This is a genomic window from Bradyrhizobium sp. Pa8 (assembly GCF_052588265.1).
The window spans coordinates 287,916-313,199 of sequence record NZ_CP176767.1; the positions used below are offsets into that span (position 1 = coordinate 287,916).

The window sequence follows — 25,284 nt, forward strand, 5'->3', positions numbered from 1 at the left end:
CGCAGTGACTGTCCAAATCCATGCTGCGCACGGAGCACGCTGATCTTTTTCGGATCATTAGAATAACTCTAAACCCCGTCAGGCTCGAACCGGATTGACTTCATCCTCGCCTTTGCTTCCTTCGGTCCCGCTTCGCGCCACGCGCGCACACGACAGAGGAGGAGACGTTCGTGAAGGTCATTCGTGTTGTTGCAATTGCACTGACGGTCGGCTTGGGAATGAGCTCGGCGGCCATGGCCGACGGCTTCAAGGATTGCACCAAGCTCGACAAGGCGTCGTGGAAGCCGGCCAGCGAAGCCGAAGCCAAGGCCAAGGCGCTGGGTTACGAGGTGCGGCGCTCCAAGATCGAAGGCTCGTGCTATGAGGTCTACGGCGTCAAGGAAGGCAAGCTCTACGAGCTGTTCTACAGCCCGGAAGATCTCAGCCTGAAGAAGACGGTTGCCAAGTAAGGTCTCAAGTAAGGCTCAGGGATAGTCACGGCTTGATCGACGAAGCGGTGCCAGAAGCGCGCGGGGTGTCCGACAGGGCCCCCGCGGATCGAACTGCATCGCGGACTGTCGCTGTCTGGGACCTCCCGTTGCGCCTGTGGCACTGGGCCCTCGCGGCCAGCATTTTGGCCGCGTGGTTCACGCCCACCGTCTACGACACCCTTCACCGCATCGCCGGCTACACAGTGCTCGCGCTCCTAGCCTTCCGTCTGGTCTGGGGTTTTCGGGGAAGCCGCTATTCGCGCTTCCGCATGCTCCGCGTCAGGCTTCGTGCCGCGCCAGGCTATCTCTGGAATCTGCGTCGCGGCATCACCGGCCGCTATATCGGGCTCAACCCCGCCGGCACGTTGATGCTGGTCGCGCTGCTGCTGTCGATCGCCGTCTCGTCCATCACGGGCGCGCTGTCGGTGACCGTGACCTTTTTCGGCATCTGGTGGATCGAGGACACCCACGCCTACGCATCGGACGCCGTCATCGTGCTGGTCGTGGTGCACGTCCTGGGCGTGGTGCTGATGGGACTTCTCCAGCGCGAGAACCTGATCCGCGCGATGTTCACCGGCCGCAAGCGCATCCGGCATCACAACTGAGATCACTGCAACGGCGGATCGCCGCTGGTGCGCTTCTTGGCGAGATCCATCTCGGTCACCGCGATCAGGATTTCGGCGCGGGTCTTCAAATCCGGCGCCTCCAGCATGGCCTGCTTTTCCGCGGGGCCATAGGGCGACATCATCGCCAGCGCGTTGACGAGCGCCTCGTTGGGCGCGCTCTCGACGCCTTCCCAATCGACCTTGAGATTGTTGGCCTTCAAGAAGTCCGCCAGCACGGTCAGCAGCGCCTCGCGATCGACCTCGTCCTCGCCCATGCGCGCGGTGAAATCGTCGACGAAGGTGAAGAAGTCCACCTTGCACTGGCGGTAGGCGGTCAGCACTTCGAGCTCCGCGACCACCTTGAAGCGCGAGACGCCGGTGAGCTCGAGGAGGTAGCGGCCATCGCCGGATTCGGCGAGCTGGGTGATGCGGCCGACGCAGCCGACGCGGAACAGCGCCGGCCTGTCGGAATTCTTCGGCGAGTGCGCGACGTCGGGCTGGATCATGCCGATCAGGCGATGGCCGTCGCGCAAGGAATCGTCGACCATCGAAAGGTAGCGCGGCTCGAAGATGTTGAGCGGCATCTGGCCGCGCGGCAGCAAAAGCGCACCCGGCAGCGGAAATACCGGAATGATCTCCGGCAGGTCGGCGGGGCCGCGATATTCGATGTTGATCGGCATCTGGACCCCGCTGACCTCGCTAGAGCATGATCCGGATCCGAAGGACCGCGTCAGCGCAAAGTGTGAAGCGGTTTTCCGACAAGATCATGCTCCAACAATAACCCTTACGAAAACAGGATCGTCGACAAGCGCTTGCGTCCATCGACGGTAGCATCATCCGTGCCACCCCAAGCCTCGAAGAATTGCACGAGCTGCTTGCGGGCGCCGTCGTCGTTCCATTTGCGGTCGCGCTTGATGATTGCCAGCAACTGCTCGGTGGCCGCAGCCCGGTTGCCTTGCGCATTCAGCGCGGTCGCCAAGTCGAAGCGTGCCTGATGATCGAGCGGGTTTGCGGCGACTTTCTGTTCCAGCTCGGCCACCGGCCCCAGCTGCTCCGCCTGCTCGGCGAGATCGATCGCGGTCTGCACGGCCTTCACGGCGGGGTCGTTGCGCTTGGATTCCGGCACCATCGCCAGCGTCTGCTTGGCCTGCTCCATCGCGCCGGAGACGGCGTAGCATTTCGCGAGTCCGGCAAGGGCCGCGATGTTGGTCGAATCGTGCTGCAGCACCTCGGCATAGATCTGCGCCGCGGCGGCGGCGTCCCCCTCGGCGAGCACCGCCTCGGCCTCTTGCAGGATCTCGGCGATATTGGGCTCGCCCGGCGCCGTCACGCCTTTGGTCACCTTTTCGATGAAGGCGTTGACCTGGCTCTCCGGCACTGCGCCCATGAAGCCGTCGGCCGGCTGGCCGTTGACGAAGGCGATCACAGCCGGGATCGACTGGATGCCCATCTGGCCCGGGATCGCCGGATGCTGGTCGATGTTCATCTTGACCAGCTTGACCTTGCCCTTGGCCGCCTTGACCGCCTTTTCCAGCACTGGCGTGAGCTGCTTGCAGGGGCCGCACCACTCCGCCCAGAAGTCGATCAGCACCGGCTGGCGCTTCGATTCCTCGATCACGTCCTTCACGAAGGTCTGGGTGGTGGTGTCCTTGATCAGATCGGCCGCAGCCGGGCCCGCCGCTCCGTTACCCTGGTCGATGATCGTCACGGGATCCCCTCGTCTGATGTCTGGAATGGCGGGTCTTTAGCACGTCGCCAATTTATATGCTTCGCTGTCGGCCCTAAAATTGGGCCGGGGCGGCCGAATTTCAATCCATGGCGGCCGATTCGGCAGTTCGAAGGCGATTTTGGCCGATTTGGCCGGGTTCGGGGTCCATATGGGGCCTTCGAAACCCAATCTATGCTGCCGGTAGCTGTTGCATTCGCCGCCCGCTTTTGGCATACGACAGCCGTTGCCGGCGCGTCATGCGACCGACACAGGATGCGGGTGTAGCTCAGTGGTAGAGCACGACCTTGCCAAGGTCGGGGTCGAGGGTTCGAGCCCCTTCGCCCGCTCCAATTTTTCCCAAAGCATCCAGCCAAACCGGGTCGGGCCGCGGTTTTCCACTCCGCTGGCGGCTGTATTGGGTGTCACATGACAATTCTGGTCACCGGCAGCGCAGGCCACCTCGGGGAGGCCGTTCTCCGCATGCTTCGGGGGCGCAGTTCCCCCGTGCGTGGGATCGATCTGAAGCCATCGCCCTTCACCGATGCCGTCGGCTCGATCGTCGATCCCGGCTTCGTGCGGCGCCAGGTGGAGGGCGTCACCGCCGTCATTCACACGGCAACGCTGCACAAGCCGCATGTGGCAACCCACGGCAAGCAGGATTTCGTCGACACCAACATCACCGGCACGCTCAATCTGCTCGAGGCGGCCGTCGCTGCCGGCGTGCGCAGCTTCGTCTTTACCAGCACCACCAGCGCATTCGGTTCGCAGCTTCGACCCGAGGCCGGACAGGCCGCGGTGTGGGTCACCGAGGATCTGGCGCCGATCCCGAAGAACATCTACGGCACGACGAAGCTGATGGCCGAGACGCTGTGCGAGCTGTTCTTTCGTGAGCGCGGGTTGCCAATCGTTGTCTTGCGGACCTCGCGGTTCTTCCCGGAGGACGATGACGATCCCGCGATGCGATCGGCTTACCCGCTGGACAACGCGCAGGCCAATGAGCTGCTCTATAGACGGCTGGATATAGCGGACGCGGTGAGCGCCCATCTGCTCGCCGTTGAGCGTGCGCCGAAGATCGGTTTTGCCCGTTACATCATCTCCGCCACCAGCCCGTTCGAGCCCCGTCATCTCGGGGCGCTCGCGCGCGACGCGGCCGGTGTCGTGCGCGAGCTCTACCCGGATTGCGCGCAACTCTATGCGGCGCGCGGATGGCGGCTATTCCCCGAGATCGACCGCGTCTATGTCACCGACCGCGCGCGGCGCGAACTAGGCTGGCGGCCCGAATTCGACTTCGCGCATGTCCTGAACAGCCTGCGCGAGGGGGCGGACTTTCGCAGCACGCTGGCACGCGAGATCGGGTCGAAAGGCTATCACGACACGGTATTCGACGACGGACCCTATCCCGTCGCCTCGTAATCGCCGTCTTCGCCGTTTTGCACGGCGCATCAAATGTCTGCCCGGCGTCACCGGGACCAGACCAGGCTGACCCGTTCTACTGTGCATGGGGTTGTTTTCGCAATTTTGTGCGGCCGCCCCTCCCGCTGCCTGCAAATCAGTCACGCGCCATTTTGATTCCGCGTTGCAGCGAGACCGTTGTCGTCACCGTGCAAATCTTCGTGGCATTCAGTCTCAATTTCTATTGAGTCTGACTGCAGTGCTCCCGACGCGCTTCTCACCGTCCGCAGATGTGCTAACCTTTTTGCGTCTGTCGTCCTGACAGAGTCCGAACTTCGCCTCTCGACTAGCAAAACAAAATAACGTGCAGCCCTGACGGCTGCCTTAGGGGAGTGACGCGATGAAATTCCATCAATCCGTCTTTCAATCCGTCCTGGCGCTTGCAGCGGTTGCCCTTCTCGCGGGGACAAGCGCAGTCAGCGCGCAACAGCAGGACAAGAACCGCCAGCTGAAGAAATACGAATCCGGCACCAAGGAGTTCTGGACCCATCCGCCGGATGACTGGTTCCTCGGCGACGAGACCGAGGCGCAGAAGGGCCTCGCGCCGCCGTCGGGCCCGCCGACCGGCGCGTCGGAGGCCGAGCTCGCCGCGATGATGAAGAAGATCAAGCTGCCGGCCGGCTTCAAGATCGAAGTCTATGCGCCCGGCGTTCTCGCCGCGCGACAGATGGCCTGGGGTGACAAGGGCACGCTGTTCGTCGGCTCGTTCGGCCTCGGCAACGTCTATGCCATCAAGGACAACAACGGAAAGAAAGAGGTCAAGACCATCCTTAAAGGGCTGAACATGCCCACCGGTCTCGCCTTTAGGGATGGCGCGCTCTACGTCATCGCGGTCGACAAGCTGATCCGTTACGACAACGCCGAAGCCAATCTCGACAAGCTCGGCGACGGCAAGGTCGTCTATGACGACATGCCCTCCTATGCCGCGCACGGCTGGAAGTACATCGCGGTCGACAAGGAAGGCTGGTTCTACCTGCCGTTCGGACCGCCCTTCAACGTCGGCGTGCCCCCGACCAGTGTCTCGCAGATCCGCCGCGTCGATCCCAAGACCGGCAACGCCGAAATCTATGCGCTCGGCGTTCGCAACTCGGTCGGCGGCGACGTCGATCCGCGCACCGGCAAGTTCTGGTTCACCGAGAACGCGCGTGACTGGATCAGCGACGATCTGCCCAGCGACAAGCTGAACATGATCAACAAGATCGGCGAGCACTTCGGCTATCCCTATTGCCACCAGGGCGACCTGCCCGATCCGAAGTTCGCGATGGGCCACAAATGCTCCGAGTTCACGCCGCCCGTGCTGAACCTCGGCGCCCACGTCGCTCCGCTCGGCATGAAGTTCTATACCGGCGACCAATTCCCCGCCGAGTACAAGAACAACATCCTGATCGCCGAGCATGGCTCCTGGAATCGTCACAAGTACCAGGGCGGCAATATCACGCGCGTGATCGTCGGCCCCGACGGCAAGAACGCCAAGAAAGAGGTGTTCGCCTCCGGTTGGATCGAGGGTGACCAGGGCTATCTCGGCCGTCCCAACGACATCATCCTCGCCAAGGACGGCTCGATCCTCGTTGCCGACGACTGGGCCGGCGCGATCTATCGCATCAGCTACAGCAAGAAGTAGCGTAAGACGACAGGAGGCTGCGACCGGATGACGGTCGCAGCCTCTTTTGTTTGTGACAGGCTTGCAGCGGAACGCGTTCGTCATGCCCGGACTTGATCCGGGCATCCATCAAACCAGAAACCTCCTTGCAAACGGGATGGATTGCCGGGCCTACGCCTCGCAGGCGGGTCAAGCCCGGCAATGACAGTCGGAGAAATCAGCCATGCGAGCCGTTCGGTTTGGAATTCTGTCTTTGACGCTATCGCTCGCAGCACTTGCGATCGTCCGAGCTCAGGCCGCCGATAATGCCGCGATCCAGGAGAAGGCCGCCGTCTGCTCCGGCTGTCACGGCGAGAACGGCATTTCGCAGACTGAGAACATCCCCTCGCTGGCCGGCCAGCCCGATCAATTCATCCAGTGGCAGCTCGTGTTCTTTCGCGCCGGCTCACGCAAGAACGACCAGATGCAGCCGATCGTCGAGGAAATCACCAATGAGGACATCCGCAATTTCGGCGCCTATTTCGCGCAAATGACGCCGCCGAAGGCCGCGGAAGATGGGGATCCGGACCTGTCGAAAAAGGGCGCGCAAGTTGCCGTCGGCCGCCGCTGCGCCTCATGCCACACGGATAGCTTTGCCGGCACCAAGGCGGTTGCGCGGCTCGCGGGCCAACGCGAGGAATACCTGGTGAAGGCGTTGCACGACTACAAGAGCAGCCAGCGCGTCGGCGGCGGTGGCGCTGCGATGGCCGATGTCGCCTATCACATGAGCGATGAGGAAATCACCGCCGTCTCGCACTATCTCGCGTATTTCAAATAGCGCGGAGCTGTGGCGGCAGACGCCGCTGTCGTCCCGGGGGCGCGACGAAGTCGCGAGCCCGGGACCCATAGCCACAGGATCAAGTTTGGCGAAGACTCGTGGTGACCGGCTCGCTCCATAACCACTCCCTGTGGTTATGGTTCCCGGGCTCGCGCTGCGCGCGCCCGGGACGACGACTAAGTGTGCGGTCAGCCGCGCTGCTTCTCATACGCCTTCAGATGCGTATACGCGATGCGCAGCTTCGGCACCGGCACCTTGGCGGCGTCGGCGCGCGCGATCAGGTCGCCGATGACGTGATCGGCCTCGACCGGCAGGCCCGCCTTGATGTCGCGGAACATGGATGCCGTCATCGGCGATCCCTCGGTGGTGAGGTTGCCCTTCACGCGCTCGAAGAACGGGCCACCCGGCGTGTAGCCCGACGCGGTGGCGATCGCACTGGTCTCGTCCAGCATGCCGAGCAAAAAGTCCCGGCCGCCGGGGGCCGCGAGGATGTTGCCGACGGAGGTGCGCATCAGGCTGGTGCTTGCGGCGAGCGAAGACAGGAACACCCACTTCTCCCACATGTCCTGCATGATGTTCTGGCTGGCGGCGGCGCCATTGATGCCGCTCTTGAAGGCCTCGTCGATCGCCTTGACCCGGTCCGAGAGCTTGCCGTCGCGCTCGCCGTAACTGAGCGACTGCATCGGCTGGAGCTGCACCACTTCGCGCTTCTCGTTCAGGGTTGCAGCGATGGCGCAGAGGCCGCCGAGCACGCGCTCCTTGCCGAATTTTTCGTCGAGCGTGTCGAGATGCTTCATGCCGTTGAGCATGGGAATGATCGCCGTATCAGGCCCGACGGCGGCCGCGAACGACTTGATGGCGTCGTCGAGGTCGAATGCCTTGCAGCTCAACAGCACGACGTCGAATTTGTCCTTGAGCGCGTCGGCTTGAACGGTCGGCGGATTCTTCAAGGTCACGTCGCCGTTCGGGCTCTTGATGACGAGGCCGGCGCTTGCGAGCTCGCTGGCGCGCCGCGGCCGGACCAGGAAGGTGACGTCGCGGCCGGCCTGCAACAGCCTGCCACCAAAATAGCCGCCGATGGCGCCGGCGCCGACCACGAGGATACGCATGGGATTGTCCTTATTGTTACTATTGGCGGTCTATCTATAGTCGTCATTGCGAGCGAAGCGAAGCAATCCAGAATGCTACCGCGATCACATTCTGTCGCCGGAGAACGAACGCACTACTTCTCCAGCACCATCTCCTCGACCTCGCGCAGCTGCTCCTTGCCGAAGAACATCTCATTACCGACGAAGAAGGTGGGCGAGCCGAACGCACCGCGGGCAACGGCCTCCTCGGTGTTCTTGATAAGCCTGCCCTTGATTTCGGGCTCCTGGGCGCGCGCGAACAGCTTTTGGGCATCGAGGCCGGAGGACGCCAGCGCCTTCGCCGCGACTTCCGGGTCGTCCATCTTCTTCGGCTCGCGCCACATGTGGTGGAAGGCGGCCTCGACATATTTTTCGAACACACCCTCGGCCTGTGCCGCGATCGCCGTGCGCATCAGGTTCAGCGTGTTGACCGGGAAGAAGGGATTCATGACATAGGGCTGGACCTTGAAGCGCTTGACGAAGCGCTCGGTCTCGACCGCCTGGAATTCGCGCTTGTTCTTGATGCCGGCGAGCGTCTCGGCCGGCGACTTGTTGTTGGTCGACTTGAAGATGCCGCCGAGCAGGATCGGCACGTATTCGAACTTGACACCAATGCGCTGCTCGATCGCCGGGATCGCGAGATGACTGAGATAGGCGTTCGGGCTGCCGAAATCGAACAGGAATTGCGGGGCTGTGCGGGTCAAAATCGTTCTCCCTGACCTGGCTTTTTGATCTGGCTTTTCACCCATTGTGGCGCAGCGTGCGCCACGGGTCCACCGTTTAATGATGGTCATAATATCTTGATGATCCAGTCAGATCAGACGCCGGATCGCGCGCCTGCGCCACACCGCGAGGTAATAGCCCATCTGCAAAACCAACATGGCGCAGAACACGATCGGATAGGCAGCCCACACACCCTTCAAGCCGATCGTGCGGCTCAGGAACACCGCGGCCGGCAGCTCGATCGCGACAATGGCGAAGATCGAGAGCAGCATCGGTGCCAGCGCCACGCCGGCGGCACGCATCGCGCCTGAAAACACGGTGGCCAGGCCGAACGGCACCGAGCTCCATAGCGCGATGTGAAGCAGTCCCCCGGCGAGATCGAGCACGGCACTGTCGGTGATGAAGAGGCCGAGCACGGCCCGCGGCGCCAGATAGATCAGCCCCACCAGCCCGCCGGTCAGGACGATGTTGAACATGAGGCCGGTGCGCACGATGCCATCGAGCAGCGTCCTGTTGCCGCCGCCGATGGCCTGTGCGCCGAGGATCGAGACCGCGATCGAAATCGACATTGCCGTGAACTGCGTGTAGCCCATCACCTGGTTGACCGCGCCATACGCGGCGGTGGCGTCCGATCCAAAGCCATTGACGAGCCCGAGCAGCACCAGCTCGGCGATCGCCATCACCACCATCCCGACCGCGCTCGGCAGTCCGATGCCGAGGATCTTTCCGAGCACAGCACGATTGAGCCGCAGATGACGCAGCAACGCGGCATCCGGTGCTAGTGCATGCTTCGTCCGCAGCAGATAGACGGCCAGCGCGAGCAGCGTCAGCGCGTTGGCAATCGCGGCCGCCCAGGCCGGACTGGTGATTCCGGCGGCAGCTATCCCGAACGCGCCGCGGATCAGCATCGGTGTCAGGATCAGTCCGATGGTGGTCGACAAGGCCAGCGCCAGCAGCGGCGTCACGGCGTCACCAACGCCGCGGATCATCGCCGTCATCAGCAGGAAGACGAAGCCGAGCGGCATGGTGAGCAGCATGATGCGCGCATAGGCACTGGCCTGGTCGAGGATGTCCGCTGGCGTCGCGAGCATCGTCATCAGTTGCCGGCTGAAGAAGCCGCCGACCAATGCAACCGAAAGCGAGAGCAGCAGGCCGATCGCGAGCGTCGTGCCGACGACGATCCTGATCCTGACATGCTCGCCGGCGCCAAAGGCCTGGCCGATCAGCACAGTGGCGCCGGTGCTCAGGCCCATGACGAAGGCGAACAGGAAGAACACCACCGGGAAGAACGCCGACACCGCTGCGAGCGCGTCGACGCCGATCATCTGGCCGAGATAGACGTTGCTGACGGTCCCGAACAGCGATTGCAGCGCGTTGCTCAGCACCAGCGGCGCGAGGAAGCGGAGGAATGTCGTCCAGAGCGGCTTTGGCGCGGACATGGATAGGCCTTTCATCAGGGCGTGCGAAGCCGTTGCCGCGCGATGCGCGCGCGGCTTGGCCGTCGATGGGGTGAGAGAAAGTGCTGCGCCTAAGCGCGGTCGCTGTAGGCGAGATTGACGATGTGGTCGCGGATGTCGACCGGCCAGTCGGCGATCAGTCCGGTGAAGCGCCGCCGGTCATCCGCGAACAGGGCGCGCGAAGCTTCCTCGAACTGCGGCAGATTACCCGCCATGGTTGACATGAAGTGATAGGCCGCATCGCGGGCCTGCCGCTCGCGGTCCTTGTCGCCGCTGACGCGTCTTGCTTCGTCGACGAGCTTTCGCAGCGCGACCGAGGCGCCGCCCGGTCGCGCATTGAGCCATTCCCAGTGTCGCGGGAGCAGCGTCACCTCGCGCGCGACCACGCCGAGCTTTGGCCGGCCGCGCCCGCGCGGCTCGCTCGGTGGCGCGGTCTCCTCGACCGGGGGCGGGACAAGCTTCGCCACCCGCGCCAGCACCTCGCGATCCCCGCCGCGCAAATCGAAGTCGATCGGTCGGCCCGTGCGGTCCTCGAAGATGATGATGGGCTCGTCCGGCGGCGGCGCTATCCGCTTGACGACCAGCGCGACCTCTCCCGCTGGCCCGGACGCCAGGCGGCGATGGCCCTGGAAGGCTGTGAAAGTCCGTTGCATTGAAATCATTGCCATATTGATGACGTTGGCCTTTTAATATCCGGGTAAATTGCTGACGTCAATATACCCGGGTGAAATTATCCGTCTGGATGGCTCGACATTGCGTTCCCGGACTGGCACGAACGCGCGGACGATCGACCACGCCTAGCCTGGGGACCCCACCGATGCTGACCGTTCACCACCTCAACAATTCCCGCTCGCAGCGGGTGCTGTGGCTGCTCGAGGAGTTGGGCGTGCCCTACGAGATCGTGCGCTATCAGCGCCAGCCGGATATGCGCGCGCCGAAGGAGCTGCGCGCCATCCATCCGCTCGGCAAGTCGCCCGTCATCACCGACAACGGCAACACCATCGCCGAGTCGGGCGCGATCATCGAATATCTCATTGCGACCTACGGCAACGGCCGGCTGATTCCGCCGCCGAACACGCCGGAGCGGCTGCGCTTCACCTATTGGCTGCACTATGCGGAGGGCTCGGCGATGCAGCCGCTGCTGCTCAAGCTGCTGTTCACGCTGATGCCGAAGCGCGCTCCCGCGCTGCTTCGCCCGCTGGTGCGCAAGGTCTCGAACCAGGCGCTCACCGCGCTGGTCAATCCGCAGCTCAAGCAGCACATGGATTATTGGGAAGGCGAGCTCGGCAAGAGCGAGTGGTTTGCCGGTAGCGAGTTCACCGCCGCCGACATCCAGATGAGCTTCCCGCTCGAAGCCGCGCAAGCGCGTGGCGGGCTCGAGCTCGGCCATCCCAAGGCGATGGCATTCCTGGAACGCATCCATGCGCGCCCGGCGTATGCCAGAGCGCTGGAAAAAGGCGGGCCGTACCAGGTGGGGCGGTAAATTACTTCACCGCCCCGGGTGACAACGCCGGACTAGTCCGCGTGCAGCACGCGCCCGCGCGTCTCCGGCAGCGCGAAGGCGGCAATGAAGAACAGCACGTAAGCCACCACCGCGAACATCGCGATCGCATTTGCGAGCGACGTCGTTGCCGAGAGCGCGCCGACCAGGAATGGAAACAGCGCGCCGATGCCGCGGCCGAAATTGTAGCAGAAGCCCTGGCCGGAGCCGCGCAGCCGCGTCGGATAGAGCTCGGTCAGGAACGCGCCGATCCCCGAGAAATAGCCCGAGGCGAAGAAGCCCAGCGGGAAGCCGAGCACCCACAGGATCTCGTTGGTGAGCGGCAGCTGCGTGTAGAGCAGCACCACGGCCATGGCACCGATCGAGAAGATCAGGAACAGATTGCGCCTGCCGATGCGATCCGCGAGCCAGGCCCCGACGAGATAGCCGATGAAAGAGCCGATGATCAGCGTCGAGAGATAACCGGTCGAACCGACGATCGACAGGTGCCGCTCCTTGGTCAGGAACTGCGGCACCCAGAAGGTGACGGCGTAGTAGCCGCCTTGGCAGCCGGTCGCCATCAGCGAGGCCAGGATCGTGGTCTTCAGGATCGGGCCGGAGAAGATCTCCCAGAGCGCTGGACGATCGCCGCTCGCGGCCTGTTTTGCGCGGGCCTCGGCCGCGATCTCCGGCTCGGTGACGGAGCGGCGGATGTAGAACACCAGCAGCGCCGGCAGCGCGCCGATCACGAACATCCAGCGCCACGCCGTCTCCGGCGGCAAAGCCGAGAACAGGATTGCCTGCGACAGCACGGCGAGACCCCAGCCGACCGCCCAGCCCGACTGCACCGAGCCGACCGCGCGTCCGCGATATTGCGGCCGGATCGCCTCGCCCATCAGCACGGCGCCCGCCGCCCACTCGCCGCCGAAGCCGAGGCCGAGCACGGCGCGTGCGATCAGGAGCTGGTCGAAATTCTGCACGACCGCACAGACCAGCGAGAAGAACGAGAACCAGATGATGGTGATCTGGAGCGTCCTGACACGTCCGATATGATCGGAGAGATAGCCGCCGAGCCAGCCGCCGATCGCGGACGCCAGCAGCGTCACGGTGCCGGCGAGTCCGGCCGAGGCCGCATCGACCTTCCACAGCGCGATGATGGTGCCGATCACCAGCGGATAGATCATGAAGTCCATGCCGTCGAGCGCCCAGCCCGCGGCGCAGGCCCAAAACGTCCGCCGCTCCGGCGCGTTCATGTCGCGGTAGAAGGCGAGAAGGCTGGTGTCTTCGATCTCCGCGCGCTCGATGCGCTGGGTCGGATCGGCTGTGCTCATGTGCGTTTCCCGGCGGTCCCTTAAAGCTGCGCGGTCGTAGCACGCACGGCAGCCCGCGCAAGCAGGCGCGCGCTGCCGTGCCATGCAACGGCGAGACTACTGTCCCGCGGCTTCCGCGCCGCGGGTACGCGGATCGGGCGCGCCGAGTGGCCCGTTCGGCGTCACCAGAATCGAATTGGCCGAGGTCTGTCCCATCGGCTCGACGACGAGGTGATCCATCGCCTTCAGCTCGACCAGCACATCGCCGGGAAAGCCGCTCTCGACGCGCACCTCGTCCGGCAGCCATTGGTGATGCAGCCGCGGCGCAGCGACGGCGGCGGCCACATCCATCTTGTAGTCGAGCACGTTGACGATGATTTGGAGCACGGTCGAGATGATGCGGCTGCCGCCGGGCGAGCCCGTCACCAGCACCGGCTTGCCGTCCTTGAGCACGATGGTCGGGGACATTGAAGACAACGGCCGCTTGCCGGGCCCGGGCAGATTGGGCTCGAAACCGACGAGGCCGTAGGCGTTGGAAGCGCCGACCGCCGCGGTGAAATCGTCGAGCTCGTTGTTGAGCAGCACGCCGGTTCCGTCGGCAATGAGGCCGACGCCGTAGCTGAAATTCAGCGTGTACGTGTTGCTGACGGCATTGCCGCCGGCATCGACGACGGAAAAGTGCGTGGTGTTGGTGCCCTCGCGCGGCGCGGGAGGGGCGGAGACGAGCTGTTTCGACGGCGTAGCGCGCTCCGTGGAGATGCCGGCGCGCAGCTTGGCGGCGTAGTCCTTTGCAGTGAGCGTCTCGATCGGTGCATCGACGAAGGCAGGATCGCCGAGATAGCGCGCACGATCCGCATAGGCCCGCTTCATGGCTTCGATCAGCAGATGCAGCGAAGCCGGCGACCCCTGTTTCAGATCGGCCAGCTGAAAGCCCTCGAGGATGTTGAGCGTCTCCACCAGCACCACGCCGCCGGAGGAAGGCAGCGGCATCGAGACAATGTCGTAGCCGCGATAGGTGCCGTGCACCGGGGCACGGATCACCGCAGAATAGGATTTCAGGTCGGCCGGCGTCATGATGCCGCCGGCGTCAGTCACGGCCTTGGCGAGCTTGTCCGCGACCGGTCCCTCATAGAAGCCGCTTGGCCCCTGTGCGGCGACGGCCGACAGCGTTTCGGCGAGATCGCTCTGCACCAGCCTGTCGCCTTCGCTGAGCGGCGTGCCGTCGGGTCGCGAGAAGATCTTGGCCGACGACGGCCAGCGCGCCAGTCGCCGGTGCCAACCCGGCAGCGTGTCGGCAAGGTCGTCGGTGACGACAAAACCGTCGCGGGCGAACGTAATCGCGGGCTCGAGCAGCTGTGCCAGCGTGAACCGGCCCGAGCCATATTTTTCCAAGGCCAGCGCAAGACCTGCGACGGTGCCGGGCACGCCGATGCCGAGCGCGGAATCGCGTGACTTCGCAGCATCGGGCTTGCCGTCAGCGCCGAGGAAGATCTGCGGGGTGGTCGCAGCCGGCGCGGTCTCGCGATAGTCGATCGTGATGTCCTCGTTGCGCTCGGCCGAATGGATCACCATGAATCCGCCGCCGCCGATATTGCCGGCGCGCGGATACGTCACGGCCATCGCAAAGCCGGTGGCGACCGCGGCATCGACTGCGTTGCCGCCGCGGCGCAGGATGTCGGCGCCGACTTGCGCCGATATCTTTTCCTGCGCCACCACCATGCCGTGCTCGGACGGAACGGCGTGCACGGTGTCGAGCGCGGGTGGGACATAGGCTCGCCGCGCATCCTGTGCGGTAGCAGACGAAAAACCAAACGCCAGAGTGGCAATGAAGGCGAAAAATTTCCGCCGTGTCGGATATGACGACATCATCAAGCTTCCGTCGCGGCCTCAGGCCAGTTCCCACGCGTCGCTTCAATGCTATACGCTTTGCCCTCACAGAGGCAAAACTGTTCGTGATGGGGACTGGAATATGACGACGATCGCCCCCGATGCGCGCTTGGTCGGCGCGCAGCGGACTTATCCGCCGCGCGCCGCCGTCATCAGCTGGATTTTCTTCGACTGGGCCGCGCAGCCTTATTTTACGCTGATCACGACCTTTGTTTTCGCACCCTATTTCGCCACCAGCATTGCGCCAGATCCCGCCACCGGCCAGTCGTTGTGGGGCTTCGCTATGGCAGCCGCGGGCCTCGCGATCGCGCTGATGTCGCCGGTGCTCGGGGCCATTGCCGATGCCTCGGGCCGCAGGAAGCCGTGGATCGCGGGATTCGGCACACTGCTGGTGCTGGCGGCCTGTACGCTGTGGATCGGCAAGCCCGGCGATCCCGCCATCATTGCGCCGCTGCTCACCGCGGTCGCGCTCGCCAGCGTCGGCGCGGAATTCGCCACCGTCTTCAACAATGCGATGATGCCGACCCTGGTGCCGCCTGAGCGGATCGGTCGGCTCTCCGGCACCGGCTGGGCCACGGGTTACATCGGCGGCATCGTCAGCCTCGTCATCGTGCTCGGCTTCCTCGCCGCCAATCCCGAGACCGGCCGCACGTTGCTCGGCTTCAAGCCGCTGTTCGGGCTCGATCCGGTCAGCCATCAGGGCGATCGCATCGTGGGACCGCTGACCGGGCTGTGGTTCATCATCTTCGTGACGCCATTGTTCCTGTTCACGCCGGATTATCCGGCGAAGCACCCGGTGCGCGAGGCGCTGCGCGAGGGATTGTCGGATCTCAAGCAATCGATCAGGGGTCTGCCGCAGCGGAAATCGCTCGCGGCATTCCTGCTCGCCAACATGATCTACACCGACGGCCTGGTGTCGCTGTTCGCGTTCGGTGGCATCTACGCCGCCGGCACCTTCGGCTGGCACACGATCCAGATCGGCACCTTCGGCATCATGCTGGCGATTGCCGGCGCCCTTGGCGCCTGGCTTGGCGGCAAGCTCGACGATCGTCTCGGGCCGAAGCGCGTCATCGCCGGCAGCCTGCTAGTTCTGTTGCTGGCGGTGGCGGCGATTCTTCTGGTCGACAAGGACAGTGTCCTGTTCGTCAAGGTCGCACCGCCTCTTCCGGGCGCGCCCCTGTTCTCGAGCGCTGCCGAGCGCGCTTATCTCGTTTTGGGTTGTCTCATCGGCGCTGCCGGCGGCCCGCTTCAGGCCGCCTCGCGCACGCTGCTGATCCATCTCGCGCCAAAGGATCGCATCGCGCAGTATTTCGGCCTGTTCGCGCTGACGGGGAAGGTAACGTCCTTCATCGGCCCGCTGCTGATCGGCATGATCACCGCGGTGACGGCGAGTCAGAAGGCCGGCATGGCCGTGCTGGTGGTGTTCTTCGTCGCGGGGCTGGCGTTGTTGATGCGGGTGCGAGCCTGATCGTGTCAGCTGCCCGGCTACGGATTTGCCTGCTGATCGCGAATCTTGGCGCAGTGGTGGGCATTGCTTCGACCTTCATCTGGGCACTTCGCGGCGTTCACCGCTTCCCGATCGAAGCGGCGATTTATGCCGCCATCCTGCTTGTCCTGCTGCTTTCGAACGCGGCCTATATCTGGCTGCAGCGTCGCTCGCCGTAGCTCGTAGCCCGGATTTCGCTGCGCTCCATCCGGGCTACGCAAATCGCGTTAGTGCCGGAAGTGCCGCGTGCCCGTGAACACCATGGCGATGCCATGCTCATCGGCGGCCTTGATCACCTCGTCGTCACGCATGGAGCCGCCGGGCTGCACCACGGCGGTCGCGCCGGCCTCGATGCAGGCGAGCATGCCGTCGGCGAACGGGAAGAACGCATCCGACGCCACCACCGAGCCCTTGGTGAGCGGCTCGGCGAGCTTGAGCTCATTGGCCGCGTCCTGCGCCTTGCGCGCCGCGATCCGCGCTGAATCCACCCGGCTCATCTGGCCCGCGCCGATGCCGACGGTGGCCAGATCCTTGGCGTAGATGATGGTGTTGGACTTGACGTGCTTTGCCACGCGGAACGCGAATTTGAGATCGCGCATCTCGGCATCATCAGGCGCACGCTTGGTCACGACCTTGAAGGTCATGTCGTCGACCACGGCGTTGTCGCGACTTTGCACGAGGAGACCGCCGGCCACCGTCTTGGCGGTGAGGCCAGGCGCGCGCGGATCGGGCAGGCTGCCGGCGAGCAGCAGGCGCAGATTCTTGCGCGCACCGATGATGGCGATCGCTTCCTCGCTGGCATCGGGCGCGATGATCACCTCGGTGAAGATCTTTGTGATCTCGCGCGCGGTGTCGGCGTCGAGCGCGCGGTTCATCGCGATGATGCCGCCGAACGCCGAGGTGGAATCGCAGGCGAGCGCCTTGCGATAGGCGCCGACGAGATCGGAGCCTTCGGCCACGCCGCACGGATTGGCGTGCTTGACGATGACGCAGGCCGCGGTGCGCTTGGGGTCGAACTCGCCGATGCATTCATAGGCCGCATCGGTGTCGTTGATGTTGTTGTAGGAGAGCTCCTTGCCCTGGAGCTGGCGCGCGGTCGAGACGCCCGGCCGCTTGTCGGGCGTCGCATAGAACGCCGCGGTCTGGTGCGGATTCTCTCCATAGCGCAGCGACTGGATCAGTCTGCCGCCGAAGGCGCGGAAGTCGGGCGCGTCGATTTCGAGCTGGCGGTTGAACCAGTTCGAGATCGCGGCGTCATACGCGCCGGTGCGCGCATAGGCCTTTGCGGCAAGCCGCCGGCGCAGTTTCAACGTCGTCGATCCGTTGTTGGCGGCGAGCTCGGCGAGCACGGCCTTGTAGTCCTCGGCCTCGACCACGACGGCGACGTCGTCATGGTTCTTCGCCGCGGCGCGGATCATCGCGGGGCCGCCGATGTCGATGTTCTCGATGCAATCCTCGAAGCCCGCGCCTTTGTCGACGGTGGCCTCGAACGGATACAGGTTGACGACCAGGAGATCGATCGGCGCGATGCCGTGCGCCTTCATCGCCTCCGCATGTTCCTTGTTGTCGCGGATCGCGAGCAGGCCGCCATGCACCTTCGGATGCAGCGTCTTGACGCGGCCGTCCATCATCTCGGGGAAGCCGGTGAGGTCGGAAACGTCCTTCACCTTGAGGCCGGCTGCGGCGATCGCCTTGGCGGTGCCGCCGGTCGAGACCAGTTCGACATCGTGCGCGGCAAGCGCCTTTGCGAACTCGATCAGGCCGGTCTTGTCGGAGACGGAGAGAAGAGCACGGGTGACGCGGCGGGGATGGTCAGTCATGAGCAAGATCCTCTGTCTTAAGGAGTGTCTATGCCCAGGCGCGCGGCGTCTCTGTCCCGCGCTTCCCGATGGTGCTCCATCCAAGGTCGCCAGTCGCGCGAGCGAGGGCTCGATAGCAGCTTTCGACCGTTTTCACAACGATGAGATCGGGCCGAATCGTGCGCGTTTACAGCGGAAGTTCCGGCTCGCGCCGGGCGTTGCGGCGGGCATTGGTGACCGCCGGCGAAGCGGTGGAGCGGACGAAGCTCCAGCGGATCGAGGGCGCCTGTCGTGCATCCTGCCGGATCACGATCTGCGCGGTGCGGCGCGGGCCGTCATTGCCGGCCAGGAACACGCTGTCCTCGAGGTCGACCTTGTCGTCGAGCGCCTCGAAGGTCCAGACGTCGCGGTTCGGCAGCACCAGCATGACGCCACGGGCATCCGACAGCCGGCTGGCCTTCACCGCCGGATGCAGATGGAAGCGCAGCGCGAAGTCGGCGTCGGCGCCCTTGAAGCGTCCGCCCTGCGGCGGCGACAGCGTGTCCTCGCCGTCGATGCGTGCGCCGTCATTGGCGACCATCAGCACGCGGCGATGGATCGCGCCAAATTTCGCGAGATAGCCGTCGTGCGAGGTCGTGAGCAGCGTGCCGTTCTGAACGATCTCGCGATAGCTCTCGACCTCGACGGGGCCGCTGGTAACCGGCGAGCCGTGCAGGAGGCGCTTCATCGCCGACATCTCGACGAACTGGCATGAGGACGTCTCGTGATAGCTCAGCGTCGAATGCGCCGCGGTGCCGCGTGCGAACGGCCGCCAATTGTCGCGGCCCGTGGTCGGCATGCCGCAATTGGTGACGATGCGGCTGCTGCCGGAAGACAATTCGAACGACAGGCAGCCGGCATGGGCGTCGTGGCTGACGCCGGCCGGCGGCGGCGGGCCGGTGTCGATGATCAGCGTGGTCTGGCCGGCGTCGAGGCGCTGGAAGCCGGTATGCGGCATGTTCGCCATCGGCGCGCCGTGGGTGTCGTCATAGGCGAGCAGCGTGGCGAGCAGGTCCGAGGGCGTCGCGCTCATGCCGTTGAACAGCGCGAAATTGCCGTCGCCGTGCCGGAAGAAGCGCAGCATCGGCATCATGCGGTCGATCGCGTTGAGCAGCGCCGGCGGCGGCGCGATGTTGCGCGCGGCAAAGGTCTGCCGCAGCGGCAGCAGGTCGATCAGGAGCTCGATCAGCGCGCCCGGATTGCGGGAGATGTGGCCGCCGTCGGGCAGGATCTGCCGCTGCAACTCGTCCGAGAGCTTTTTCGACGCGCTGCGGATCTGTCGCGCCTGGTTGGCAAGGCACAGCGCCGCGTAGCACAGCGCGATCAGCACCTGGAGCTTCGGCACCCCGTCGGGAATGTTGACCATGGTGTAGCGCAGGAGGCGGATCTCCCGCGCCAGCGCCCGCAGATAGCGGCGGTAGAATTTGTTGTCGGTGTCGTTGAGCACCAGCGGCGCCTGCGACAGCAGCGAGATCACACGACGCGCCAGCACGTCGGCACGCCGCGCGACGGCGCGGCGCTTGTTGGCGGGGTTGGCGATCCAGTCCTCGACCAGCGCGCGCGCATTGGCGCGCGTCAGCGCAGTATCGGCGGCGCGCAGATGGCGCAGCCAGCCGAAGCCGAGCAGCGCGACCTCCCAGTCTTCCGACGGCGGTTCGAGATCGAAGATCGAGCGGCCGTGGCAATTGACGATCTTGCCGGCGAAGACGAAGCGGCCGGCATAGATCTCTGCGGCGCGGGTCGCATCCGCGGTGCGCAGGTCATGCGGCGCGATGATCAGCCGGTCGGTACGGCCGGGCCAGACCCGCGACAGCGCAACGGAACCGCCGCTCGCGCGCGCGAGCATGTTCCGCGCGAAGCGGTTCATCACCAGCGTCGAGATACGTCTGCGTTGAGCGACCGACACGCCTTGCCTTGAAGGGGGAGAGGATTAACGACGAATCCTTCTTAATCCCAAAATCGGACGTCTGACACCATCTTGAAGCGTCGCGAATCAGCGCTGGCGCAAAAACCGGTGCAAAATCAGGATTTAACGAGCCGGGCTGCGTAGAAACCGTCGAGCCCGCCGAGCTTGGGATCGGCGTTCGGCAGGTGGCTGGGCAGAGTGCGCAGGTCGCCCTCTGTGGTGATGATCTCGCAGAGCCCCGAGACCTCGGAAGCGTCGATCGGCACGCGGCGCAGGCCGCTCTCCGTGGCCAGCAGCGCCGCGATCGCCTGCTCGCCCTCTTCGGGTTCCAGCGAACAGGTGCAGTAGACCAGCGTCCCGCCCGGCTTGAGCAGCGAGACGGATTTCTTCAGCAGCCGCCGCTGGAGCGCGGTCAGGGCTACGACGTCGGATTCCTGCCGGAGCCAGGCGACGTCGGGATGGCGTCGGATCGTGCCGGTCGATGTGCAGGGCGCATCGATCAGGATGCCGTCAAAACCCTCGGCAGGGCCGGCCCATTCCACGGCGTCGGCGACGACGGTCTCGGCCTGCAGCGACAGCCGTGTCAGATTCTCGCGCAGACGCGCCACCCGGGCGGGTGAGCGGTCGATCGCCGTGACATGCGCGCCGGCCTGTGCCAGTTGAGCGGTCTTGCCGCCCGGGGCGGCGCAGAGATCGGCAACGGCCTTGCCCTTGATGTCGCCGAACAGCCGCGCCGGCAGCGCGGCGGCGGCGTCCTGCACCCACCATTGTCCTTCGGCAAAGCCCGGCAGCACTGTCACCGAGCCGTGCAGCAGCATCCGCACCGTGCCGGTCGGCAGCGTCTCGCCATGCAGACGGCTCGCCCATTGCGCGGCATCCGATTTCACGGTGAGGTCGAGCGAGGGCTCGTGGCCGAGCGCAAGCGCCATGTCCCTTGCGGTTGCCTCGCCGTAATGCGCGCTCCAGCGCGCGAGCAGCCAGGGCGGCAGGTCCAGCGATTGCGTGGCAACTTCATCCACCAGCGCCTTGCCCTCGCGCGCACAACGGCGCAGCACGGCATTGACGAGGCCGGCATAACGCGCGGCACGCCGGTCGGATTGGACGAGGCGGACGGAGAGATCAACCGCGGCGTGATCGGGCACGTCCATCCAGAGGATCTGGGCGGCGCCGATCAGGAGTGCGCTCTGCGCGCGCGGCGCTTCGGACGGAATGCCCTTGTCGAGCAAGCGGGACAGCACATGGCCGAGCGTGCCGAGCCGGCGCAACACGGTCGCGACCAGGCGGCGCATCAGCGCGCGGTCGCGGTCGGCGAGCGTCTTCAATCCGGGATGGGCGCCGCTGCCGTCGAGTTGGTCGTCGAGGGTGCGGTGCTTGTGCAGCACGCCGTCGACGATGTCGGCGGCAATCCGCCGTGCCGCGAGACCGGGCACTTCGGATGGAGGGGCGAAACGTTGAGATGGCATGCGGCTTAAGGTTCTTAGCGAGCGGCAGTTCCGCCGCAATGGGCGCATGCCTCGAGAGACCGATCTCTGGCACGCGAATATGCCAAATGTAAGAATGGCCTCTCGTGTTTACAGCCCATCATGACCATTTCAGCAATGCGATAATTGGACCTCGCACACCCCGTGATCCTGCGCTAGGAACCATCGAGATGAGTGACCAGCCCGCCGTTCCCGATCGCAAGCCGCTCCCGCCGGCCGCCCAGCGTGCGCTGGCCGAAGCCGAAGCGCGGCGGCAGGCTGCTGCTGCCCACGCCGCGGCGGCGCCGAAGGAATTGCAGGGACCGAAGGGACCTGAGCCCACCCGCTACGGCGATTGGGAGCGTAAAGGTATCGCCTCAGACTTTTGAGGCTGTCTTTTGAGGCTATCTTGCCGGATCGCCCGACTCAGCCCTAGCGTGCGCGGATGCCGCGTTTCGATCCCAGCCACCGGCCCTCATACAGTGGTTCGCCGTTCGGCCGCCACTTCTCGGGGTTGTTGCCGTGGATGTTTGTGGTCGGAATCGCGGTGGCCGTCGTGCTTACGTTCCGGCACGGGATGAACTGGCCCTTCCCGCATGCGATCGACGGTCAATCGCGAGATGCCCAGATCATTTTGCAGCAGGCCAATCCGGACATCCGTCAGTCGGTCGACGTCATTCGCACGATCGACGGCGATACCTTTCTCGCTCGCGTGCACCAGCGCGACGGACGCGTTCTCGCTGCGCGTGTTCGCCTGCGCGGTATCGATGCGCCGGAGATGAAAGCATCCTGCCAGGATGAATTGGACAAGGCTCAAGCGGCGACCGGCGCGCTGCGCGATCTGCTCGGCCAGGGCGGCGTGACGATCACCAATCTCGGCCCCGACAAATACGGCCGCGTTCTCGCCGATGTCGCGACCAGGCGAACGGCCAACGTTTCGGCGGCGTTGCTCGCCGGCGGTTACGCGCGCAGCTACAATGGCGGCCATCGCGACGGCTGGTGCGCGCGCGGCTGGCGCTTCTGGTAACAAAAAAGCCGCGTCGATCGACGCGGCTCTTGCTTGCCTGATCCCGGCGATCAGCGCGTCACGACCACCGTCGTGCCGACCGAGACGCGGCTGTAGAGATCGGTGATGTCGTCGTTGAGCATGCGGATGCAGCCATAGGAGACGAAGCCGCCGACCGAGCCCGGCACATTGGTGCCGTGGATGGCGTATTCGCCGCCGGCCAGCGTCATCGCCGCAACGCCCATCGGGTTGCGCGGCGAGCCGCCCGGAATGACGTCGGGGATGCTGGGCTTGTCGCGCTTCACTTCCGCAGGCGGCGACCAGGCCGGGTTGAGATATTTGCCGTCGATGCGGGTGGTGCCGGCCCATTGCTTGCCGGACTTGCCGACGCCGACCGGATAGCGCACGGCGTGGCCGTTATCGAGGATGAGATAGAGCCGCCGCTCGTTGGTTTTGACCACGATGGTGCCCGGAGAATAGTCGGCCAGGTGCGCCCCCACCATTTCCGGCCGCGCCTCTGCCGCCGTCGACATCAAGACCCCAGCCCCGATGGTGGCGGCGAGCGCCACAGCAATCCTTACCGACATCAATTTTCCCTCTACCCCGAACGGATCGTCCAAAATTACGCAGCACCGGCAATTGCCCGCTTGCCCGGATATTCTTAATCGCGCCTGTTAACCGGATGGTTTCCAAGCGCGGCCGCCAAGGGCCCGCCAGCACGCGGAACAAAGAAAATGTTCGAAATAAAGTAAATGACAAGAAAACAACACTTGGCTGGAAAGATGCGAGCGCGACGGATCGCGCCCTGACAAGTGCGTGAGCGTGTGAATGGCTGTTATTTCAGGGGGTCTCTTTGCCCCGGACGCGCCGCAGCGCCTTGGCACTGCTGCGCAGAGCCGGGACCCAGGAGCCCACACGCTCTGCCGTTGGATCGGCCCCGGCTCTGCAGCGCACCGCTAAGTGCGCGCTGCGCTGCGTCCGGGGCACGGGAGCGTGCCTTAGGCCGACTTCTTGTTCTGCCGGTTCTTGACGAGATCGTCGACCACGGCCGGATCGGCCAGCGTCGAGGTATCGCCGAGGCTGCCCGGCTCGTCCTCGGCGATCTTGCGCAGGATGCGGCGCATGATCTTGCCGGAGCGGGTCTTGGGCAGGCCGGGCGCGAACTGGATCTGGTCGGGCGAGGCGATCGGACCGATCTCCTTGCGCACCCAGGTGATGAGCTCCTTGCGCAAATCGTCGGTCGGCTCGACGCCGGCCATCAGGGTGACATAGGCGTAGATGCCCTGGCCCTTGATGTCGTGCGGGAAGCCGACCACGGCGGCCTCTGACACCTTCTCATGTGCGACCAGCGCGCTCTCGACTTCCGCGGTGCCCATGCGGTGGCCGGAGACGTTGATGACGTCGTCGACGCGGCCGGTGATCCAGTAATAGCCGTCGGCATCGCGCCGGCAGCCGTCGCCGGTGAAGTACTTGCCCTTGTAGGTCGAGAAATAGGTCTGCTCGAAGCGGGCGTGATCGCCATAGACCGTGCGCATCTGGCCCGGCCATGATCGCGTCAGGCAGAGATTGCCTGATGTCTCGCCCTCCAGCACCTTGCCGTCGGCATCGACGATCTCAGGCACGACGCCGAAGAACGGCTGCGTCGCCGAGCCCGGCTTCAGCTTGGTCGCGCCCGGCAGCGGCGTGATCAGGATGCCGCCGGTCTCGGTCTGCCACCAGGTGTCGACGATCGGGCAACGGTCGTCGCCGACGACGCGGTGATACCACTCCCACGCTTCCGGATTGATCGGCTCGCCGACCGAGCCGAGCAGCCGGAGGCTTGCACGCGACGTCTTCCTCACGGGCTCGTCGCCGCTCTGCATCAGTGCGCGGATCGCGGTCGGCGCGGTGTAGAAGATGTTGACCTTGTGCTTGTCGATCACGTTCCAGAAACGGGAATTGTCCGGATAATTCGGCACGCCTTCGAACATCAGCGTAGTGGCACCGTTCGCCAGCGGCCCATAGAGGATGTAGCTATGTCCGGTGACCCAGCCGACGTCGGCGGTGCACCAGTAGATGTCGCCGTCGTGATAGTCGAAGACGTATTGATGCGTCATCGCGGCGAACACGAGATAGCCGCCCGAGGTGTGCAGCACGCCCTTGGGCTGGCCGGTCGAGCCCGACGTATAGAGGATGAAAAGCGGGTCTTCGGCGTGCATGTGCTCGGCCGGGCATTCCGTCGTCACCATCTTGGCGGCGTCGTGATACCAGAGATCGCGCGAGGGATTCATCTCGACCGTGCCGCCGGTGCGCTTGACCACGACGACCCAGTCGACGCCGTCGGCCTTGGCGAGGGCTGCGTCGACATTGGCCTTCAGCGGCACCTTCTTGCCGCCGCGCAGGCCTTCGTCGGCGGTGATGATCACCTTGGACTGGCAGTCGTTGATGCGCTGGGCGAGGCTGTCGGGCGAGAAGCCCGCGAACACCACGGAGTGGATCGCGCCGATCCGCGCGCAGGCCAGCATCGCATAGGCCGCTTCGGGAATCATCGGCAAGTAGATGGTGACGCGGTCGCCCTTCTTGACGTTGCGGGTGCGCAGGATGTTGGCCATCCGGCAGACCTCGTCGTGCAGCTCCTTGTAGGTGATGTGCCTGGATTGCGCGGGATCGTCGCCCTCCCAGATGATCGCGGTCTGGTTGGCGCGCTTGTGCAGATGCCGGTCGATGCAATTATGGGCGACGTTGAGGATGCCGTCCTCGAACCATTTGATCGAGATGTTGCCGGGAGCGAAGGAGACGTTCTCGATCTTCGTCGGCGCGTGCATCCAGTCGATGCGCTTGGCCTGCTCGGCCCAGAAGGCGTTCGGGTCCGCGATCGAGCGGGCGTACATGTCCTTGTACTTGGCTTGGTCGATCCAGGCTCGCTTGGCCCATTCCGCGGGGACGTCGTAGGTCTTCTCGGACATGCTTCCC

General features: G+C 64.8%; 23 protein-coding genes, 1 tRNA gene and 1 riboswitch. Of the genes, 11 read left to right on the plus strand and 13 right to left on the minus strand.

Translation table 11 applies throughout. The features are described from left to right. Positions 1–170: 170 nt before the first annotated feature. A complete protein-coding gene (locus tag ACKWRH_RS01305) occupies positions 171–449 on the plus strand; it encodes a PepSY domain-containing protein (RefSeq protein WP_014490760.1) in 279 nt (92 codons plus the stop codon). Positions 450–481: 32 nt separating this feature from the next. After that, positions 482–1,075: a cytochrome b/b6 domain-containing protein gene (locus ACKWRH_RS01310; protein ID WP_445219002.1), complete on the plus strand. Its 594-nt coding sequence runs from the start codon at positions 482–484 to the stop codon at positions 1,073–1,075. A gap of 2 nt (positions 1,076–1,077) precedes the next feature. Here the strand turns inward: ACKWRH_RS01310 and ACKWRH_RS01315 are convergent, their stop codons facing one another. Next, complete coding sequence (locus tag ACKWRH_RS01315; protein WP_445219003.1) at positions 1,078–1,755, minus strand: LON peptidase substrate-binding domain-containing protein; 678 nt, start codon at positions 1,753–1,755, stop codon at positions 1,078–1,080. Positions 1,756–1,859: 104 nt separating this feature from the next. Beyond that, the gene (gene trxA, locus ACKWRH_RS01320) at positions 1,860–2,783 is read right to left on the minus strand and encodes a thioredoxin (RefSeq protein WP_445219004.1); all 924 of its coding nucleotides are present in this window, start codon (positions 2,781–2,783) and stop codon (positions 1,860–1,862) included. Positions 2,784–3,058: 275 nt separating this feature from the next. On the opposite strand from trxA, the gene ACKWRH_RS01325 reads away from it, so the two are divergent. The 4 genes from ACKWRH_RS01325 (at position 3,059) to ACKWRH_RS01340 (ending at position 6,652) form a co-directional block, all read left to right on the plus strand. After that, positions 3,059–3,133, plus strand: a tRNA-Gly gene (locus ACKWRH_RS01325). Between the two features lie 76 nt (positions 3,134–3,209). Beyond that, positions 3,210–4,196 carry an NAD-dependent epimerase/dehydratase family protein gene (locus ACKWRH_RS01330; RefSeq protein ID WP_445219005.1) on the plus strand — a complete coding sequence of 329 codons (987 nt, stop codon included), beginning with the start codon at positions 3,210–3,212 and terminating at the stop codon, positions 4,194–4,196. 379 nt (positions 4,197–4,575) lie between these two features. Then, on the plus strand, positions 4,576–5,856 hold the full coding sequence (locus ACKWRH_RS01335; protein WP_028151103.1) for a PQQ-dependent sugar dehydrogenase: 1,281 nt from the start codon (positions 4,576–4,578) through the stop codon (positions 5,854–5,856). Between the two features lie 202 nt (positions 5,857–6,058). Then, on the plus strand, positions 6,059–6,652 hold the full coding sequence (locus ACKWRH_RS01340) for a c-type cytochrome (protein WP_445219006.1): 594 nt from the start codon (positions 6,059–6,061) through the stop codon (positions 6,650–6,652). A gap of 188 nt (positions 6,653–6,840) precedes the next feature. On the opposite strand, the gene panE is transcribed toward ACKWRH_RS01340, so the two are convergent. The 4 genes from panE to ACKWRH_RS01360 all read right to left on the minus strand — a co-directional run bounded on the left by panE (position 6,841) and on the right by ACKWRH_RS01360 (position 10,612). Continuing rightward, complete coding sequence (panE, locus tag ACKWRH_RS01345) at positions 6,841–7,761, minus strand: 2-dehydropantoate 2-reductase (RefSeq protein ID WP_445219007.1); 921 nt, start codon at positions 7,759–7,761, stop codon at positions 6,841–6,843. A 113-nt stretch (positions 7,762–7,874) separates the two neighbouring features. After that, the gene (locus tag ACKWRH_RS01350) at positions 7,875–8,483 is read right to left on the minus strand and encodes a 2-hydroxychromene-2-carboxylate isomerase (RefSeq protein WP_445219008.1); all 609 of its coding nucleotides are present in this window, start codon (positions 8,481–8,483) and stop codon (positions 7,875–7,877) included. A gap of 108 nt (positions 8,484–8,591) precedes the next feature. After that, entirely contained in the window at positions 8,592–9,941 is a 1,350-nt protein-coding gene (locus ACKWRH_RS01355) for an MATE family efflux transporter (protein ID WP_445219009.1), read from the minus strand. A gap of 89 nt (positions 9,942–10,030) precedes the next feature. Then, entirely contained in the window at positions 10,031–10,612 is a 582-nt protein-coding gene (locus ACKWRH_RS01360; protein ID WP_445219010.1) for a DUF2239 family protein, read from the minus strand. Positions 10,613–10,776: 164 nt separating this feature from the next. On the opposite strand from ACKWRH_RS01360, the gene ACKWRH_RS01365 reads away from it, so the two are divergent. After that, entirely contained in the window at positions 10,777–11,442 is a 666-nt protein-coding gene (locus tag ACKWRH_RS01365; RefSeq protein WP_028151097.1) for a glutathione S-transferase family protein, read from the plus strand. Between the two features lie 32 nt (positions 11,443–11,474). On the opposite strand, the gene ACKWRH_RS01370 is transcribed toward ACKWRH_RS01365, so the two are convergent. Both ACKWRH_RS01370 and ggt read right to left on the minus strand, forming a co-directional pair. Further along, positions 11,475–12,770, minus strand: coding sequence for an MFS transporter (locus tag ACKWRH_RS01370; RefSeq protein WP_063980311.1), 1,296 nt, complete (start codon positions 12,768–12,770; stop codon positions 11,475–11,477). A gap of 96 nt (positions 12,771–12,866) precedes the next feature. Then, positions 12,867–14,618, minus strand: coding sequence for a gamma-glutamyltransferase (gene ggt / locus ACKWRH_RS01375; RefSeq protein WP_445219011.1), 1,752 nt, complete (start codon positions 14,616–14,618; stop codon positions 12,867–12,869). Between the two features lie 100 nt (positions 14,619–14,718). On the opposite strand from ggt, the gene ACKWRH_RS01380 reads away from it, so the two are divergent. Both ACKWRH_RS01380 and ACKWRH_RS01385 read left to right on the plus strand, forming a co-directional pair. Then, positions 14,719–16,104 carry an MFS transporter gene (locus ACKWRH_RS01380; protein WP_445219012.1) on the plus strand — a complete coding sequence of 462 codons (1,386 nt, stop codon included), beginning with the start codon at positions 14,719–14,721 and terminating at the stop codon, positions 16,102–16,104. A gap of 2 nt (positions 16,105–16,106) precedes the next feature. Further along, positions 16,107–16,301, plus strand: coding sequence for a hypothetical protein (locus tag ACKWRH_RS01385; protein ID WP_445219013.1), 195 nt, complete (start codon positions 16,107–16,109; stop codon positions 16,299–16,301). A gap of 48 nt (positions 16,302–16,349) precedes the next feature. On the opposite strand, the gene purH is transcribed toward ACKWRH_RS01385, so the two are convergent. The 3 genes from purH to ACKWRH_RS01400 form a co-directional block, all read right to left on the minus strand. After that, positions 16,350–17,942, minus strand: a complete 1,593-nt coding sequence (purH, locus tag ACKWRH_RS01390) for a bifunctional phosphoribosylaminoimidazolecarboxamide formyltransferase/IMP cyclohydrolase (RefSeq protein WP_445219014.1) — start codon at positions 17,940–17,942, stop codon at positions 16,350–16,352. Between the two features lie 25 nt (positions 17,943–17,967). After that, positions 17,968–18,049, minus strand: a riboswitch (ZMP/ZTP riboswitch). Between the two features lie 59 nt (positions 18,050–18,108). Continuing rightward, positions 18,109–19,827 (minus strand): heparinase II/III family protein, encoded by a 1,719-nt coding sequence (locus tag ACKWRH_RS01395; protein ID WP_445222601.1) that lies wholly within the window; start codon positions 19,825–19,827, stop codon positions 18,109–18,111. Positions 19,828–19,982: 155 nt separating this feature from the next. Continuing rightward, positions 19,983–21,329: an RsmB/NOP family class I SAM-dependent RNA methyltransferase gene (locus tag ACKWRH_RS01400; RefSeq protein ID WP_445219015.1), complete on the minus strand. Its 1,347-nt coding sequence runs from the start codon at positions 21,327–21,329 to the stop codon at positions 19,983–19,985. 188 nt (positions 21,330–21,517) lie between these two features. On the opposite strand from ACKWRH_RS01400, the gene ACKWRH_RS01405 reads away from it, so the two are divergent. Both ACKWRH_RS01405 and ACKWRH_RS01410 read left to right on the plus strand, forming a co-directional pair. After that, entirely contained in the window at positions 21,518–21,715 is a 198-nt protein-coding gene (locus ACKWRH_RS01405; RefSeq protein ID WP_445219016.1) for a DUF1674 domain-containing protein, read from the plus strand. A gap of 56 nt (positions 21,716–21,771) precedes the next feature. Continuing rightward, entirely contained in the window at positions 21,772–22,353 is a 582-nt protein-coding gene (locus ACKWRH_RS01410) for a thermonuclease family protein (protein ID WP_445219017.1), read from the plus strand. A 50-nt stretch (positions 22,354–22,403) separates the two neighbouring features. Here the strand turns inward: ACKWRH_RS01410 and ACKWRH_RS01415 are convergent, their stop codons facing one another. Continuing rightward, entirely contained in the window at positions 22,404–22,919 is a 516-nt protein-coding gene (locus ACKWRH_RS01415; protein WP_135213930.1) for a L,D-transpeptidase, read from the minus strand. 411 nt (positions 22,920–23,330) lie between these two features. Continuing rightward, the gene (gene acs, locus ACKWRH_RS01420) at positions 23,331–25,277 is read right to left on the minus strand and encodes an acetate--CoA ligase (RefSeq protein ID WP_445219018.1); all 1,947 of its coding nucleotides are present in this window, start codon (positions 25,275–25,277) and stop codon (positions 23,331–23,333) included. Positions 25,278–25,284 lie beyond the last annotated feature (7 nt).

What these genes read in the sequence shown, in the direction of transcription:
- ACKWRH_RS01315 (WP_445219003.1), bottom strand. Translation starts at nt 1,755, where the DNA reads ATGCCGATCAACATCGAATATCGCGGCCCCGCCGACCTGCCGGAGATC.
- ACKWRH_RS01330 (WP_445219005.1), top strand. Translation starts at nt 3,210, where the DNA reads ATGACAATTCTGGTCACCGGCAGCGCAGGCCACCTCGGGGAGGCCGTT.
- ACKWRH_RS01335 (WP_028151103.1), top strand. Translation starts at nt 4,576, where the DNA reads ATGAAATTCCATCAATCCGTCTTTCAATCCGTCCTGGCGCTTGCAGCG.
- ACKWRH_RS01340 (WP_445219006.1), top strand. Translation starts at nt 6,059, where the DNA reads ATGCGAGCCGTTCGGTTTGGAATTCTGTCTTTGACGCTATCGCTCGCA.
- panE (WP_445219007.1), bottom strand. Translation starts at nt 7,761, where the DNA reads ATGCGTATCCTCGTGGTCGGCGCCGGCGCCATCGGCGGCTATTTTGGT.
- ACKWRH_RS01355 (WP_445219009.1), bottom strand. Translation starts at nt 9,941, where the DNA reads ATGTCCGCGCCAAAGCCGCTCTGGACGACATTCCTCCGCTTCCTCGCG.
- ACKWRH_RS01360 (WP_445219010.1), bottom strand. Translation starts at nt 10,612, where the DNA reads ATGCAACGGACTTTCACAGCCTTCCAGGGCCATCGCCGCCTGGCGTCC.
- ACKWRH_RS01365 (WP_028151097.1), top strand. Translation starts at nt 10,777, where the DNA reads ATGCTGACCGTTCACCACCTCAACAATTCCCGCTCGCAGCGGGTGCTG.
- ACKWRH_RS01370 (WP_063980311.1), bottom strand. Translation starts at nt 12,770, where the DNA reads ATGAGCACAGCCGATCCGACCCAGCGCATCGAGCGCGCGGAGATCGAA.
- ggt (WP_445219011.1), bottom strand. Translation starts at nt 14,618, where the DNA reads ATGATGTCGTCATATCCGACACGGCGGAAATTTTTCGCCTTCATTGCC.
- ACKWRH_RS01380 (WP_445219012.1), top strand. Translation starts at nt 14,719, where the DNA reads ATGACGACGATCGCCCCCGATGCGCGCTTGGTCGGCGCGCAGCGGACT.
- purH (WP_445219014.1), bottom strand. Translation starts at nt 17,942, where the DNA reads ATGACTGACCATCCCCGCCGCGTCACCCGTGCTCTTCTCTCCGTCTCC.
- ACKWRH_RS01395 (WP_445222601.1), bottom strand. Translation starts at nt 19,827, where the DNA reads ATGAACCGCTTCGCGCGGAACATGCTCGCGCGCGCGAGCGGCGGTTCC.
- ACKWRH_RS01400 (WP_445219015.1), bottom strand. Translation starts at nt 21,329, where the DNA reads ATGCCATCTCAACGTTTCGCCCCTCCATCCGAAGTGCCCGGTCTCGCG.
- ACKWRH_RS01405 (WP_445219016.1), top strand. Translation starts at nt 21,518, where the DNA reads ATGAGTGACCAGCCCGCCGTTCCCGATCGCAAGCCGCTCCCGCCGGCC.
- ACKWRH_RS01410 (WP_445219017.1), top strand. Translation starts at nt 21,772, where the DNA reads ATGCCGCGTTTCGATCCCAGCCACCGGCCCTCATACAGTGGTTCGCCG.
- ACKWRH_RS01415 (WP_135213930.1), bottom strand. Translation starts at nt 22,919, where the DNA reads ATGTCGGTAAGGATTGCTGTGGCGCTCGCCGCCACCATCGGGGCTGGG.
- acs (WP_445219018.1), bottom strand. Translation starts at nt 25,277, where the DNA reads ATGTCCGAGAAGACCTACGACGTCCCCGCGGAATGGGCCAAGCGAGCC.